This window comes from Neoalteromonas arenosi (genome assembly GCF_030362855.1).
Lineage (GTDB): Bacteria > Pseudomonadota > Gammaproteobacteria > Enterobacterales > Alteromonadaceae > Alteromonas_E > Alteromonas_E arenosi.
Window position 1 is genome coordinate 654665 of the sequence record NZ_JAUCBP010000007.1, and the last position, 16290, is coordinate 670954.

Annotated in this window: 13 protein-coding genes; 9 read left to right on the forward strand and 4 right to left on the reverse strand. The window is 45.3% G+C overall.

What is annotated here, in order from left to right; genetic code table 11:
• Nucleotides 1–13: 13 nt before the first annotated feature.
• The 3 genes from nrdB to ubiG all read right to left on the reverse strand — a co-directional run bounded on the left by nrdB (nt 14) and on the right by ubiG (nt 4601).
• A complete protein-coding gene (gene nrdB, locus QTP81_RS09265) occupies nt 14–1144 on the reverse strand; it encodes a class Ia ribonucleoside-diphosphate reductase subunit beta (protein ID WP_289365069.1) in 1131 nt (376 codons plus the stop codon).
• Nucleotides 1145–1202: 58 nt separating this feature from the next.
• Nucleotides 1203–3527 carry a class 1a ribonucleoside-diphosphate reductase subunit alpha gene (gene nrdA, locus QTP81_RS09270; protein ID WP_289365070.1) on the reverse strand — a complete coding sequence of 775 codons (2325 nt, stop codon included), beginning with the start codon at nt 3525–3527 and terminating at the stop codon, nt 1203–1205.
• Between the two features lie 366 nt (nt 3528–3893).
• Nucleotides 3894–4601, reverse strand: coding sequence for a bifunctional 2-polyprenyl-6-hydroxyphenol methylase/3-demethylubiquinol 3-O-methyltransferase UbiG (gene ubiG, locus QTP81_RS09275; RefSeq protein ID WP_289365071.1), 708 nt, complete (start codon nt 4599–4601; stop codon nt 3894–3896).
• A 271-nt stretch (nt 4602–4872) separates the two neighbouring features.
• Here ubiG and gyrA point away from each other — a divergent pair, with 271 nt between their 5' ends.
• From gyrA to pyrF, 9 genes are all read left to right on the forward strand, one after another.
• The gene (gyrA, locus tag QTP81_RS09280) at nt 4873–7551 is read left to right on the forward strand and encodes a DNA topoisomerase (ATP-hydrolyzing) subunit A (RefSeq protein WP_289365072.1); all 2679 of its coding nucleotides are present in this window, start codon (nt 4873–4875) and stop codon (nt 7549–7551) included.
• 7 nt (nt 7552–7558) lie between these two features.
• Complete coding sequence (serC, locus tag QTP81_RS09285; RefSeq protein ID WP_289365073.1) at nt 7559–8641, forward strand: 3-phosphoserine/phosphohydroxythreonine transaminase; 1083 nt, start codon at nt 7559–7561, stop codon at nt 8639–8641.
• 2 nt (nt 8642–8643) lie between these two features.
• Entirely contained in the window at nt 8644–9924 is a 1281-nt protein-coding gene (gene aroA, locus QTP81_RS09290) for a 3-phosphoshikimate 1-carboxyvinyltransferase (RefSeq protein ID WP_289365074.1), read from the forward strand.
• A gap of 117 nt (nt 9925–10041) precedes the next feature.
• Complete coding sequence (cmk, locus tag QTP81_RS09295) at nt 10042–10716, forward strand: (d)CMP kinase (protein ID WP_289365075.1); 675 nt, start codon at nt 10042–10044, stop codon at nt 10714–10716.
• Between the two features lie 119 nt (nt 10717–10835).
• Complete coding sequence (gene rpsA, locus QTP81_RS09300; RefSeq protein WP_289365076.1) at nt 10836–12506, forward strand: 30S ribosomal protein S1; 1671 nt, start codon at nt 10836–10838, stop codon at nt 12504–12506.
• A gap of 25 nt (nt 12507–12531) precedes the next feature.
• Nucleotides 12532–12873 (forward strand): integration host factor subunit beta, encoded by a 342-nt coding sequence (ihfB, locus tag QTP81_RS09305; protein ID WP_491712952.1) that lies wholly within the window; start codon nt 12532–12534, stop codon nt 12871–12873.
• A gap of 29 nt (nt 12874–12902) precedes the next feature.
• Nucleotides 12903–13157, forward strand: a complete 255-nt coding sequence (locus QTP81_RS09310; RefSeq protein ID WP_289365078.1) for a lipopolysaccharide assembly protein LapA domain-containing protein — start codon at nt 12903–12905, stop codon at nt 13155–13157.
• Nucleotides 13158–13159: 2 nt separating this feature from the next.
• A complete protein-coding gene (lapB, locus tag QTP81_RS09315; RefSeq protein WP_289365079.1) occupies nt 13160–14329 on the forward strand; it encodes a lipopolysaccharide assembly protein LapB in 1170 nt (389 codons plus the stop codon).
• 1 nt (nt 14330) lies between these two features.
• Entirely contained in the window at nt 14331–15041 is a 711-nt protein-coding gene (gene pyrF, locus QTP81_RS09320) for an orotidine-5'-phosphate decarboxylase (protein WP_289365080.1), read from the forward strand.
• 16 nt (nt 15042–15057) lie between these two features.
• Here the strand turns inward: pyrF and ald are convergent, their stop codons facing one another.
• Nucleotides 15058–16188, reverse strand: coding sequence for an alanine dehydrogenase (gene ald / locus QTP81_RS09325; protein WP_289365081.1), 1131 nt, complete (start codon nt 16186–16188; stop codon nt 15058–15060).
• Nucleotides 16189–16290 lie beyond the last annotated feature (102 nt).

The following is a 16290-nucleotide window of genomic DNA, read 5'->3' on the forward strand; positions in this document are numbered from 1 at the left end:
CCAAAATGGGATCTTACAGTTCGAAATCTTCGAAGTCGTTGGCACTAACTTCTGAATCGATCTGACCGACCAAGTAAGAACTGATTTCTGACTCTTGTGGTGCAACTTGCACATTGTCAGAGTTTAAGTAGTTGTTCATCCATGGCAGAGGGTTACTCTTGACGTCGAAAGGCTGACCAAGGCCAATCGCTGCCATGCGATGGTTCGCGATATACTCAACATACTGGCATAGAATTTCTTTGTTCAAACCGATCATTGAGCCGCTTTGGAATAGGTATTCGGCCCATTCTTTCTCTTGCTCAACAGCCTTCATGAAGATTGCGCGAGCTTCGTCTTCAAGCTCAGCGGCAATCTCTGCCATTTCAGGGTCATCTTTACCCTTAGCCCAAAGATTCAGGATATGCTGAGTGGATGTAAGATGTAAATTCTCATCACGCGCAATTAGACGGATAATCTTTGAATTACCCTCCATTAATTCGCGCTCAGCAAAGGCAAACGTACAGGCAAAAGATACGTAGAATCGAATTGCTTCTAGTGCATTTACTGAGTTTATGCACAAATAGAGCTTCTTCTTCAACTCACGCATGGTAACGAGATGTGTTTCCCCATTGATCGTGTGCGTACCTTCACCAAGAGTTTGCCATAACTGCGTGTAGAAAATTAGATCGTCATAGTATTGGCTGATATCAGTTGCACGTTTCTTGATTTCTTCGTTAACTACGATGTCATCAAATACGTCACTTGGGTCAGAAAATAAGTTGCGCAAAATATGCGTGTAGGAGCGTGAGTGTATGGTCTCAAAGAACGACCATGTCTCGATCCACGTTTCTAACTCTGGAATAGACACAATAGGTAGTAGCGCAATATTCGGACTCCGGCCCTGAACAGAGTCAAGCAGAGTTTGGTACTTGAGGTTTGAAATAAAGATATGTTGCTCAGCAGCACTTAGCTTTTGAAAATCAACGCGATCTTTACTTACATCGACTTCCTCTGGGCGCCAAAAAAAGCTGATTTGTTTTTCGATTAGCTTTTCGAAAATCTGGTGCTTTTGTTGATCGTAGCGCGCAACGTTAACCGGATTACCCATAAACATGGGCTCAGTCATTGTATCGGTAACTTGTTGATTAAAAGTTGTATATTTCATGTAAACCTTTCTCTTCGATTATGCTTTTGCGTTCTGTCTGTTGTTACACGGCTGGCGCTTAAATCTTACAAGCGCCGCCAGCACAATCGTCGTCTTCCGCCATGACAACTTCTGTTGCTTGTGATGTTTTGGCTTCATCCTTAGCCACATCACTGTTACTCGAGTCGGCTGCACCGTCACGAGTGTTGTGGTAATACAAGGTTTTAACCCCTAGTTTGTAGGTTGTTAGAAGATCTTTAAGCAACAATTTCATTGGTACTTTGCCACCTTCATACTTGCTAGGGTCATAGCTGGTATTCGCAGAGATCGTTTGATCGATAAACTTCTGCATGATGCCAACTAGTTGTAAGTATCCGTCATTAGATGGAATGTCCCACAGTAACTCGTATTGATCTTTCAGGCGCTCATACTCAGGTACAACTTGCTTGAGTACGCCGTCTTTACTCGACTTAATACTGATGTGACCGCGCGGTGGTTCAATCCCATTGGTCGCATTTGAAATCTGTGAAGAGGTCTCTGACGGCATTAATGCTGACAGGGTACTGTTGCGTAGACCATACTTAACAATATCCTCGCGCAAGGCGTCCCAATCATAGTGCAGTGGCTCGTCACAAATAGCGTCAAGTTCTTTGCGGTAGGTATCAACAGGCATTAAACCCTGTGAATACGTGGTTTCGTTAAACTTGGGACAGGCACCTTTCTCTTTGGCTAAGTTATTGGAGGCCTTGAGTAAGTAATACTGCATGGCTTCGAACGTTCTGTGTACTAAGCCGTTAGCACTGTGGTCGCTGTATTTAACACCATTTTTCGCTAGGTAATAAGCAAAGTTAATCACACCAATACCCAAGGTACGACGGCCTTCTGTTGCATTTAGTGCAGCCGGTACTGGATAGTCTTGGTAGTCGAGTAGACAATCTAATGCGCGTACAGCAAGGTCTGACAGTTCTTCAAACTCATCCAGGCTCTCAATTGCACCTAAGTTAAATGCGGATAGGGTGCACAGTGCAATTTCACCATTTTCGTCATTTACATGCTCAAGTGGCTTAGTCGGCAAGGCGATTTCTAGACACAGGTTGCTTTGACGCACAGGCGCCAATTTCGGATTAAACGGACTGTGTGTATTACAGTGATCTACGTTCTGCAAGTAGATTCGGCCAGTACTTGCACGCTCTTGCATAAACAAACTAAACAGCTCCATCGCTTTAATTTGTTTCTTGCGAATACTTGGATCGTTTTCGTATTTCACGTACAGCTGTTCAAATTCATCCTGATCAGCAAAGAAGGCGTCATAGAGTCCAGGTACATCTGATGGGCTGAATAACGTAATGTGCTGATCTTTGATCATACGCTGATACATCAGTTTGTTGAACTGTACGCCGTAGTCCAAGTGACGGACTCGGTTTTCTTCAACCCCACGGTTGTTTTTAAGTACCAATAGAGACTCAACTTCCAAGTGCCACAAAGGGTAGAAGAGGGTAGCTGCGCCACCGCGAACACCACCTTGCGAACAGCTCTTAACTGCTGTCTGGAAATACTTATAGAAGGGTAAACAACCGGTGTGGAAGGCTTCACCACCGCGAATGGGGCTTCCCAACGCACGAATGCGTCCAGCGTTAATGCCGATACCTGCACGCTGACTGACGTATTTAACAATCGCGCTGGCAGTGGCGTTAATTGAATCTAAGCTGTCACCGGTTTCGATCAAAACACAGCTACTGAACTGACGCGTAGGTGTACGTACGCCCGACATGATGGGGGTTGGTAATGAAATCTTAAATTGCGATGCCGCATCATAAAAGCGTTTGACGTAATCGAGGCGCGAGTCTTTTGGATAATTGGCAAATAAGCAAGCCGCAACAAGAATATAAAGGAACTGCGCTGATTCGTAAATTTCGCCGGTTACACGGTTTTGGACGAGGTATTTACCTTCTAATTGCTTCACGGCAGCGTAGCTAAAGTGCATGTCACGCCAGTGATCGATGTAGTCATCAAGTTCGTCAAGCTCAGCTTTGCTGTAATCTTCTAAAATATGCGCGTCGTACTTACCCGCATCAACCATTTTTTGTACGTGTTCGTAAAGCTTGGGCGGCTCAAATTGCCCATAGGCCTTTTTACGCAAATGAAATATAGCTAAGCGTGCAGCTAAGTATTGATAATCAGGCGCATCGGTAGAGATTAAATCGGCGGCTGACTTGATGATCGTTTCGTGAATAACCTCTGTGCTTATACCTTCGTAGAATTGGATATGAGCTTTAATTTCTACTTGAGAAACCGAGACGTTGTTTAAGTCTTTGGCAGCCCAAGTGATGACTTTATGAATTTTATCGAGATCAATAGCTTCTTTTTCACCATTGCGTTTAGTGACATAGAGATTGTTATTCATTGTGTATTAGCCATTCGTTGTATTATTAGCGCACGACACAGGGGAACGCAGGTTCCGCGTGAAGCAAATTCTGTTCTTATTCATTTTTATCCGCTGCTGCTTTTTTATACGTTATTCGCGAGCAACTGAAACACAAGATAGTGCGCTTTTGGGATGAAAGCAACCCAATATATAGGTATTTCTGGGAGAAAATATTGGCATCATTTTTTAGTTAGTGGTGACTCACAGCAAACCTGCCTAGTGATTGGTTTTTTATGAATTTCAAACCTTTTTTGGGGCCACAAACAATTTAATTATAAATATTTCAGTTTGCTTAAAAAATCGATATATGGGGCTTTGCACTAATTTGGGGCACTATATATGGTGTTATTCCTGTTTTTGGCAATACAAGATATAGTTGACGTCGAGGTTCTTATTCGACAAGTAGTATTGCTGCGTAAAAGGGTCCATGTGTAACCCTGTGGAAGCGCGGCAAAATAGGGGAGTATCGTCAACGATCTTCAATAGCTCACTAGGCTTAATAAACTTATTGTGATCGTGTGTCCCCTTTGGTACCCAATTAAGTACGTATTCAGCGCCAATGATAGCCATCAAATACGACTTAATATTGCGATTTAAGGTACTAAAAAACACATGGCCACCTGGCTTGACCATCGCAGCGCATGCTTTTACAACCGATGCCGGATCAGGCACGTGTTCGAGCATTTCTAAACAAGTGACCACGTCAAACTGGGCCTGATTATTAGCGGCAAACTCCTCAGCGGTAGAAAGTTGATAACTAACTTTATGTCCACTTTCCAAGCCGTGTAATTTGGCAACTTCGAGGGCTTGCTCAGACATATCGATACCAGTAACTTTGGCACCCATCTGTGCCATTGACTCTGACAAAATACCGCCACCACAACCGACATCGCACACTGATAAATCAAACAAACCATTGGTTTGCTGAGCGATCCAATTCACGCGCAATGGATTAATATCGTGCAAAGGCTTAAATTCGCCGTTGCGATCCCACCAACGAGATGCTACTTCAGAAAACTTGGCTATTTCGTTTTGATCGACATTTGTGCTCATTTTTTGTGCTCTTTGGACGCCCCAGATCGCGCTAACCTTAACGATTCACCATTGATGCGTAAAGAGATTCATAAAAGTTTATTCTGAAGTGCATCAAAGGCTACAGTTTGTAGTTTTGTAGTGTTACACTCGAATGCTTGGAGTATTACCCAAAAGTGTGTCATTCGCAGCCCATTATCGGGCCTATTATTCCAGCGATTAGTATTCATAATATGCTACCGCCCCGGCGCTGTAATGACCCAATAAAACCTATAAAGGGAACCGCCAGTTTATGACTGACAACGCTAAAGAAATCCTTCCGATTAATATCGAAGAAGAGCTTAAGAATTCATATTTAGATTACGCCATGAGCGTAATCGTTGGTCGGGCACTACCGGATGTAAGGGATGGCCTTAAGCCGGTACACCGACGCGTTTTGTTCGCAATGAACGAACTTAAGAATGATTTTAACAAGCCATATAAGAAGTCGGCGCGTGTCGTGGGCGACGTTATTGGTAAGTATCACCCGCACGGCGATTCCGCCGTGTATGACACGATCGTACGGATGGCGCAGCCATTCTCACTGCGCTATATGCTCGTAGATGGCCAAGGTAACTTCGGTTCAGTTGATGGTGACTCAGCAGCTGCGATGCGTTACACCGAAGTTCGTATGGCGAAGATCGCACATGAATTACTGGCCGACTTAGATAAAGAAACGGTTAATTTCGTACCCAACTATGACGGTACAGAGCAAATCCCTGAAGTATTGCCAACCAAAGTTCCCAACCTTTTGGTCAATGGTTCCTCAGGTATCGCGGTTGGTATGGCAACTAATATTCCGCCACACAACCTGACTGAAGTGGTTAATGGTTGTATTGAGTTAATTAAAAACCCAGAGATGAATGTTGAAGAATTAATGACATTCATTCCAGGCCCAGACTTCCCAACAGCTGCAATGATCAGCGGTCGCAAAGGGATTGAAGAGGCCTACCGCACCGGGCGGGGCAAAATTTATTTACGTGCTCGCGCTGAGATTGAGACCGAAGATAATGGAAAAGAAACCATTATCGTCAGTGAAATCCCGTACCAAGTTAACAAAGCGCGTTTGATTGAAAAGATTGCTGAATTAGTCAAAGAAAAACGCGTTGAAGGGATCTCAGCGTTGCGCGATGAATCCGATAAAGACGGTATGCGCATCGTTATCGAGGTCAAGCGCAACGAGTCTGCCGAAGTCGTATTGAATCACTTGTATGCCAATACACAGCTACAAACTGTGTTTGGTATGAATATGGTTGCACTTGATAACGGGCAACCTAAGGTGTTTAACCTCAAGCAGATGCTAGAAGCCTTTATTCTGCATCGTCGTGAAGTGGTTACACGTCGTACCGTTTTCGAACTGCGTAAAGCACGTGATCGCGCCCATATATTAGAAGGCCTCGCGATTGCTCTAGCCAACATCGATGAAGTCATCGAGTTAATCAAAGCTTCACAAAGTCCATCTGACGCTAAACAAGCGCTTGTTGCACGCGGCTGGAAACTTGGCGATGTAGCACAGATGCTTGAACGCGCCGGTGATGATGATCCATCACGTCCGGAATGGTTGGCACCAGAGTTTGGTATTCGCGATGGCGATTATTATCTCACTGAACAACAAGCACAGGCGATCCTTGACTTACGCTTGCACAAATTAACAGGTTTAGAACACGATAAAATTCTAGACGAATATCGTAGCTTACTTGACCTAATTGCTGAGTTGTTGCACATCTTGGCAAGTTCAGAGCGTTTGATGGAAGTTATCCGCGAAGAATTAGAAGCTGTGCGTGATGAATTTGGCGATGACCGCCGTACTGAAATCACAGCAGCAAGTCACGATATCGATATCGAAGACCTGATCGAGCAAGAAGATGTCGTAGTGACTCTGTCACACGAAGGCTATGTGAAGTATCAAAAACTCAATGATTACGAAGCGCAACGTCGTGGCGGTAAAGGCAAATCAGCCACCAAGATGAAAGACGAAGACTTTATCGAACGTTTGTTGGTCGCCAATACTCATGATCACATCTTGTGCTTTAGTACCCGCGGTCGACTGTATTGGTTGAAGGTGTATCAATTACCGCTGGCGAGTCGTAACGCACGTGGTCGTCCGATCGTTAACATATTGCCGTTAGAAGAAGACGAGCGCATTACTGCAATCTTGCCAATTAAAGAATTTACCGATGATAAGTTTGTTATTATGGCAACCGCTAACGGCACCGTTAAGAAGACCTCGCTTACCCAGTACTCACGTCCGCGTTCAAACGGCATCATTGCGGTTAACTTAAATGAAGGCGATGAGCTTATCGGCGTCGATATTACCAACGGTGAAGATGACATTATGTTGTTCTCCGATGAAGGTAAAGTTGTACGATTCAATGAAAAGGCGCGTGATTCAGAAACCGGTGCGGTAAAACGGGATCCTGAAACTGGCGAGGAAATCCTTGCGATTCGCCCAATGGGAAGAACGGCAACAGGTGTACGCGGTATCAAGCTACAAGACGGACAACGGGTCGTTTCGTTAATCGTTCCGAAAGGCGATGGTGCCATCCTTACTGTAACCGAAAACGGTTTTGGTAAGCGTACTCCACTGGCTGACTATCCAGCGAAGAGCCGCGCAACACAGGGTGTTGTATCGATTAAAGTCTCTGAGCGAAACGGAAAGGTTGTTGGTGCAGTGCAAGTGGATGAAAACATGGAAATCATGTTGATCAGTGACAAAGGCACCTTAGTCAGAACGCGGGTTAACGAAGTTTCTATCGTTGGACGTAACACTCAAGGTGTGCGTTTGATCAGAACTGCAGATGATGAAAACGTTGTTGGTCTGGAACGCATTGAAGAGATTGAAGCTGAAGAAGTGTTGGACGAACAGGCAGAAGGCGAAGCCGCTATTGCTGAAGCCGACGCTACTGATGAGAGTTCAGATAAGGAAGAATAACGCCTTTATGAGTCAGGTGTACAATTTCTCAGCGGGGCCAGCTATGCTGCCCGCTGAGGTTTTAAAGCAAGCGCAAGAAGAATTATTGTCATGGCAAGGCCTTGGCACTTCAGTGATGGAAATCAGTCACCGCAGTCCTGAGTTCTTGGCTGTTGCCCAAGAATCGGAACGTGACTTGCGAGATTTAATGGCGATACCTGACAACTACACGGTGTTGTTTATGCACGGTGGTGGACGTGGTCAGTTTGCAGCGGTACCACTCAATCTGGCGGCCAAAGGCCAACGAGCAATGCATTTAGTCTCAGGCTCTTGGTCAAAAGCGTCAGTCGTTGAGGCGAGTAAATACATCCAAGCAGATTCGGCTGATATTCGTTTTGAACGCGATGGTACGATTGGTGCGAGCCTCGATATGATGCCTGAATTGAGTACTGATACCGCGTTTGTGCACTACTGTCCAAACGAAACGGTAGATGGCATTGAACTATTCGGCGTTCCTCAGACAGATAAGACTATCGTTGCTGATATGTCATCGAATATCTTGTCTCGACCGGTTAATGTCGCAGATTATGGTGTTATTTGGGCGGGAGCGCAGAAGAATATTGGTCCTAGTGGTTTATCCGTCGTTATTGTACGTAGTGACTTATTGGGCTCACCACAAGCTGATACACCCGTGATCTTGGATTACACCGCCGCTGCTAATAACGAATCAATGTTCAATACACCGCCTACCTACAGTTGGTACTTGTCTGGTTTAGTATTCAAATGGCTGAAGCAACAAGGTGGGGTCGCGGCGGTTGAAGCGATTAATCGCCAAAAAGCCGAACTCTTATACGAGTGTATCGACGCTTCGGCGTTGTACAACAACCGCATTGCAGCTGAAAATCGTTCGCGAATGAACGTGGTATTTCAGTTAGCCGATGAATCACTCAATGCAGAGTTTTTAGCCCAGGCTAAGGACAATGGCTTACACGCGCTGAAAGGCCATCGTTCAGTCGGTGGAATGCGCGCCAGTATATACAATGCAATGCCCTTGATAGGGGTTCAGACACTCGTCGAATTTATGCGCGAATTTGAGCGCACTAAAGGGTAAGCATGGAAAAATTAACACTTCAACCGATTCAAAGCGTGTCGGGTACTGTTAATGTGCCTGGCTCGAAGAGTCTCTCAAATCGCGCTTTACTGCTTGCCGCGTTGGCAGAAGGCTCAACCACATTAACTAATTTACTCGATAGCGATGACATTAAGCACATGCTGACTGCTCTTGAGCAATTAGGCGTGCAATGTGAACTGAACGATTCTCGTGACCGTTGCGTAGTTCAGGGGGTGGGTAATTCCTTTACAGTCGACCAAGCTTTGACGTTGTTTTTAGGCAATGCAGGCACGGCTATGCGTCCATTGTGTGCAGTGCTCGCAACTTCTAACGTCGATGTAACGCTTACCGGCGAACCGCGTATGGAAGAGCGTCCCATCGGGGATTTGACCGATGCATTGCAAGCAGCAGGTGCTGACATCGAGTTTTTAAAGAATCCCGGTTACCCACCAATGCGGATTAAAGGAAAACGGCTAGCCGGCGGTGAAATCAGTGTGGATGGCAGCGTATCAAGCCAGTTTTTAACAGCATTGTTGATGGCAGCGCCGTTGTTTAGTGGTGATTCCATCATCACCATCAAAGGTGAGTTGGTCTCCAAGCCCTATATCGATATTACATTGGAAACGATGCGAGCATTCGGTATCGACGTAGTAAACAATGATTATAAAACCTTTGTGGTCAAAGGCGGCCAAACCTACAAATCGCCTGGACAGTTTTTGGTAGAAGGTGATGCATCCTCGGCATCGTATTTTCTGGCTGCGGCAGCTATCAAAGGCGGTACGGTAAAAGTTACCGGCGTCGGTAAAAAATCTATTCAAGGCGACATTCGCTTTGCAGATGTGCTAGAAAAAATGGGCGCTAAAGTCGAGTGGCAGGATGAAGCTATAATAGTGCATGGTGCGCCTCTGACTGCAGTAAACATGGATATGAACCATATACCTGATGCAGCAATGACAATCGCTACTACTGCATTATTTGCAGAGGGTACAACTACTATTTCCAATATTTACAACTGGCGAGTTAAAGAGACTGATCGCTTGCATGCGATGGCTACAGAGCTGCGTAAAGTGGGCGCAACAGTTGATGAAGGGCATGACTACATCAGCGTTACACCGCCGCAGCAGTTGCAACATGCTGAAATTGAGACCTATGACGATCATCGGGTTGCCATGTGTTTCTCGTTAGTTGCTTTGAGCGATACACCGGTGACCATTTTGGATCCCAAGTGTACGCGCAAAACCTTTCCTGATTACTTCGAGCGTTTCGCTACAATTACCCAGTAGTTAAAGCCGGTTAATTACCTCGCGATATAGTTTGCAACAAAACGGTATCGCGAATTAATGGTAATTCCTTAATGCCATGCGTATAATGCCGCCCGATTTTTACCAAGGGTGGTTTTTATGCGATCGATTCCAGTCGTTACAGTAGACGGTCCAAGCGGTGCAGGGAAGGGCACGCTCGCGTCTATGTTAGCGAATCATTTGAATTGGCACTTACTCGATAGCGGCGCGCTATATCGCGTGCTAGCCGTGGCCACTGAGCACCACGGGATTTCTCCTGCCGATGAAGAAGCTATAGTTCCATTAGCTTCAGGCCTAGACGTTACGTTCGAAACAGAAGGTGACTCACGTAAGATTGTTTTAGAAGGTGAAGATGTCACCGATGTCATCCGCACAGAAGAAGTCGGTAGTGTTGCCTCTCAGGTTGCTGCTTTACCGCGTGTGCGAGAAGCGTTGTTGCGTCGCCAGCGCGCGTTTGAGCAAGCACCGGGACTAATTGCAGATGGCCGTGATATGGGAACCGTGGTTTTCCCGGAAGCTGTAGCCAAAATATTTCTCACTGCTTCAGCTGAAGCCCGCGCTGAGCGTCGCTTTAATCAGTTGAAAGAGAAGGGCATGAGTGTTAAACTTTCGCGCCTTTTATCTGACATCAAGGCGCGCGATGAGCGCGATACGCAACGAATTGTTGCGCCTTTAGTGCCAGCTGAAGATGCATTTGAACTTGATTCAACAGCGTTGTCTATTGAGCAAGTGTTTGAAAAGGCAGTGGAATTTATTAAATCTAAACACGTTTAGTGGAAATGAGTTTTACGCCTAGGTACATCACCAAAAATGGATTTCGGTGATTTTGAATAACAACCCCACGTTAGCCGGATTGTAATGTGGATGTCAATTTTAGATTAAAATTAACTTTTATGACTGAAAATTTTGCAGAGCTTTTTGAAGAGAGCTTACAACAACTAGAAACTCGTCCTGGTGCAATCGTTAAAGGAACAGTAGTTTCTATCGACAAAGACATCGTCCTCGTTGATGCTGGTCTTAAATCAGAAAGCGCAATCCCAGCTGATCAATTCAAGAACAATGAAGGTGAACTTGAAATTGCTATCGGTGATACCGTTGATGTTGCACTAGATGCAGTAGAAGACGGCTTCGGTGAGACTATCCTATCTCGTGAAAAAGCTAAGCGTCACGAAGCTTGGGTAGACCTAGAAAAAGCGTACGAAGAAAAAGAAACGATCAAAGGTGTAATTAACGGTAAGGTGAAAGGTGGTTTCACTGTTGAAGTGAACACTGTTCGCGCGTTCTTACCTGGTTCATTGGTTGACGTTCGCCCTGTACGCGATACTACTCACCTTGAAGGTAAAGAATTAGAATTCAAAGTAATCAAGTTAGATGCTAAGCGTAACAACGTTGTTGTTTCTCGCCGTGCGGTTATCGAAGCAGAGAGCAGCGCAGAGCGTGATACTTTGCTTGCTAACTTGGAAGAAGGTCATGAAGTTAAAGGTATCGTTAAGAACCTTACTGACTACGGTGCGTTCGTTGACTTGGGCGGCGTAGACGGTCTACTTCACATCACTGATATGGCTTGGAAGCGCGTTAAGCACCCAAGTGAAATTGTAAATGTTGGTGATGAAATCAACGTTAAAGTACTTAAGTTCGACAAAGAGAAGTCTCGTGTTTCTCTAGGTATGAAGCAAATGGGCAGCGATCCATGGCAAGAAATTGCTAACCGTTACCCAGAAGGTTCTAAGTTGAGCGGTGCGGTTACTAACCTAACTGACTACGGCTGCTTCGTAGAAATCGAAGACGGCGTTGAAGGTCTAGTTCACGTATCTGAAATGGATTGGACTAACAAGAACGTTCACCCGTCTAAAGTTGTTAACTTAGGTGACGTTGTTGAAGTAATGGTTCTTGAAATTGACGAAGAGCGTCGTCGTATTTCTCTAGGTCTTAAGCAATGTATCGCTAATCCTTGGGAAGAGTTTGCTAAGTCACACGAAAAAGGTGACAAGGTTAGCGGTAAGATCAAGTCTATCACTGACTTTGGTATCTTTATCGGCCTAGACGGCGGCATCGACGGTTTGGTTCACTTGTCTGACATTTCTTGGAACAAGACTGGTGAAGAAGCGGTTCGCGATTATAAGAAAGGCGACGAAATTTCTGCGGTTGTTCTACAAGTTGACCCAGAGCGTGAGCGTATCTCTCTTGGCGTTAAGCAAATCGAAGAAGATCCTTTCAATAAGTATCTGACAGATAACAAGAAAGGTGCTATCGTTAATGGTACTGTTACCGCAGTTGACGCGAAAGGCGTTACAGTTAACCTAGCTGAAGAAGTTGACGGCTACATCCGTGTTGGTGACCTAGCTCGTGACCGTGTAGAAGATGCTTCAGAAGTGGTTAATGTTGGTGATTCAATCGAAGCTAAATTCATGGGCGTCGATCGTAAGAACCGTATGGTAAACCTTTCTGTTAAAGCGAAAGATCAAGCTGACGAGAAAGAAGCACTAGACAAAGTGAACCAGCAAGAAGACGCTGGGTTCGCAAATGCTATGGCTGAAGCTTTCAAAGCAGCAAAAGGCGAGTAATCTCCTGTCAGGCGCATCAATTGTGATGCGCCTATCTTCCTCTGCTGGTAACATCAAGTTGAATATAGAACGCGAGGTTGCCATGACAAAGTCTGAACTCATCGAAAGATTAGCTGAACAAGCTCAGCACATACCGGCAAAAGAGCTTGAAGTCGCTGTCAAAGAACTGTTAGAACAATTAGCGCAAACACTGCAAAAAGGCGAACGGATCGAAATTCGTGGCTTTGGTAGTTTTTCGTTGCACTATCGTGCGCCACGCGTGGGTCGCAATCCTAAAACGGGTGAGACAGTTCAACTCGAAGGTAAATATGTACCTCACTTTAAGCCCGGTAAAGAATTGCGTGATAGAGTAAACGCAACACTGTAATAAAGCGCTACCCAAAGGAGTATTAGTCCTTGAAGGGATTAATCATTGTCATACTGGTAATCGTTCTGTTGTGCCTGTTTATATTTGTTGGCGCGCAGAATAGTCAACTTGTCACTGTTAATTTTGTCATTGCACAAGCAACATTACAACTTTCTACGTTAATGGCTATTGTGCTGACGATAGGCGTTGCACTCGGAGTTTCATTTGTCTTGTCTAGTTGGCTTGCTCTGCGTGTCAAGCTCGGCCTGACTAAGCAGAAGCTCAAGAAGTTACAGGGCGAATAGCCATGTTGGAGCTGCTGTTCTTGTTACTTCCCGTAGCAGTTGGTTACGGTTGGGTTATGGGACGTAACAGTTTACGCCAAGCTCAGCGAAAACAGTCGAGTATTCTGTCCAAGCACTATTACAGAGGTCTTAACTTCCTTTTATCAGAACAACCCGATAAAGCGGTTGATACACTGATAAAAATGATCGACCTCAACAACGATACCGTTGAAACTCACATTGCTATGGGCAATTTCTTTCGCCACAGAGGTGAGCTTGATCGAGCAATTCGCGTGCATCAAAACTTAGTGAGTCGCGACGAAATTCCGCCGGCTCAACGTGAAAATGCACTGCGCGAATTAGGTCGGGATTATACGCAAGCTGGATTCTTAGAACGTGCAGAGAATGCGTACCTTCAGCTGTTAAATTCTGATAAGCATTACATAAACGCGCAAACTAATTTATTTAAGATTTATCAAACCACCAAAGAGTGGGATCGGGCGATAGAACTTGCCGAGCGGATGGTTGAGTGCCATGGAGACGATAACGATATACTCGTTCGCCTCGCTCACTTTTATTCTGAGCAGGCGGCGCTTTCTCTGCAAAGTGGCGATCATGAAAAGGCGGCGTTAGAGCTGCAAAAGGCTACGCAATCGGATGAAAAGGCCGTTCGACCGTGGTTAATGTTGGGGGAACTTGCGATAGATCGCAAAGCTTATCAAGATGCGTTTGATTGCTTGAAAGAAGTTGCCAAGCGCGATATCAGCTGGATTAGCGAAGCCATTCCCTTGTTAGAAAAATGTGCACAAGAAACGGGGGATTGGGCACAGTTCGAAAGCATTTTGGACCAATATGGTTCGGTTTGTGCCGCATCCTACCTCGCCAAAGTCAATCTTATGGCTCAGCGAGGTGAAGTTGAAGAAGCGACGACGATGCTGTACGAGCAGTTACGTAAAAAGCCCACGATGAAAGGCTTTGCAACCTTGATGCGATTATATATAACCCAACAAAAACAAGATCCCGCATCGAGTAGTCTTGCGCAGTTAAAAGGTTTGGTTGAACAGCAAATGCTCCAGCGACCGAAGTATCGCTGTGGTAATTGTGGGTTTTCCGGCCGTAAAGTCTACTGGTTGTGCCCTTCATGTAAAAAGTGGGGTGTGGTTAAGCCGATTAAAGGTTTAGATGGAGAATGATGTGACAGTCACTGATGCTAAAGTAATCATTGCATTAGATTTTGATACAGAAGAACAAGTATTTGATTTGGTTGAACGGTTAGATCCGAAAACCTGTCGGCTCAAGGTCGGTAAGGAATTGTTTACCCGTTTTGGTCCCGCTATAGTAAAGCGTTTAGTCAGCAGTGGTTTTGATGTGTTTCTCGATTTGAAATTCCACGATATCCCCAACACTGTGGCCAAAGCCTGCTTGGCCGCTGCAGATCTCGGTGTTTGGATGGTGAATGTACATGCCAGTGGTGGACCTAAAATGCTAGAGCACACCCAGAATCAATTAAGCCAACTTTCACATGCGCCCAAATTAATTGCGGTGACTGTTTTAACGAGTATGGATCAAAGCCAATTAGATAGTGTTGTTGGCAATACAACCTTAAATCAACAAGTGCTTAAGCTTGCCACTATAACACGTAACGCAGGTCTTGATGGCGTTGTGTGTTCAGCGCAAGAAGCCAGCATGCTGAAGCGAGCGTTAGGTAAAAGTTTCGAGTTGGTCACACCGGGTATTCGTCCCCTAGGTGCAAATCAAGACGACCAGTCCCGTATTGTTACGCCTAGTCAAGCAATTGTCGATGGTGTTGATTACATGGTGGTCGGCCGACCAATTACAAAAGCTGAAGATCCTGTCGCTGCCTTGACGGCGATCAATCAGGAAATTGCAGCGGCCATGCATTAGCCGCTGCACAAACACTTTACTGGCTCAATGCAGCGCCGGCTTCTTGAAATTCTAAAGAAAGTTGTTCACCAAGCGCATCCATAACCGCACTATAGGTCACTTTACCTTTATGTACATTTAAGCCATTCAGCAAGTGAGGATTCTCTAGCATAGCGCGTTTTGGACCTTTATTCGCAAGTGCTAATCCAAACGGCAATGTTGCATTATTTAATGCCATGGTTGATGTGCGCGCAACGCCACCTGGCATATTCGCGACACAGTAGTGAACAACGCCATCAACGATATACACAGGGTCTTGGTGTGTAGTGGCGCGCGAAGTTTCAAAGCAACCGCCTTGATCAATTGCTACATCGACCAATACTGAACCTTGTTTCATTTGCGCGATATGAGCCGTATTAAGTAACTTCGGCGCAGCAGCACCTGGAATTAAAACCGCACCTACGACCAAATCTGCCTTAGATGAATAATGTTCGATTGCATCTACTGTCGAGTAAACGGTTTTGAGTTGATTGCCAAAGATATCATCAAGTTCACGTAAACGCGGTAATGAACGGTCAAGGATAGTGACATCCGCGCCAAGTCCAATCGCCATTTTAGCGGCATTAGTACCGACAACACCACCGCCAATAACGAGCACTTTACCTGGTGCAACACCTGGCACACCACCGAGTAGTGTACCGCTACCACCGTGCGCTTTTTCGAGATAGTGCGCACCGGCTTGAACTGCCATACGGCCTGCGACTTCACTCATGGGCGCTAACAAAGGTAAACCACCGCGCGCGTCAGTCACGGTTTCATACGCGATACAAGTTGCTCCGGACTCAACTAATAGCTGAGTTTGTGTTGGGTCAGGCGCTAAATGTAAATAGGTATAAAGCGTTTGTCCTTCACGTAACATTTTACATTCGTTAGGTTGTGGCTCCTTTACCTTAACAATCATGTCTGCTTGAGCGAAGATTTCTTCAGCAGTACCGATAATTTCAGCACCGGCTTCAATGTACATTTCATTACTAAAGCCGATCGCGGAGCCTGCGTCGACCTCAACGATTACCTTGTGGCCATGCGCAACAAATTCTTTTACTGCAGCAGGCGTTAAGCCAACGCGATATTCATGATTTTTAATTTCTTTGGGTACACCGACTAACACAAGCAGTTCCTCAACAGGTTATTGTGATTATTTTCAGCGCGCAGTATACGTGTTAACTCGAAAAAGATTTCACTGTATATTGCTTTTTAACGGTGTAAAATA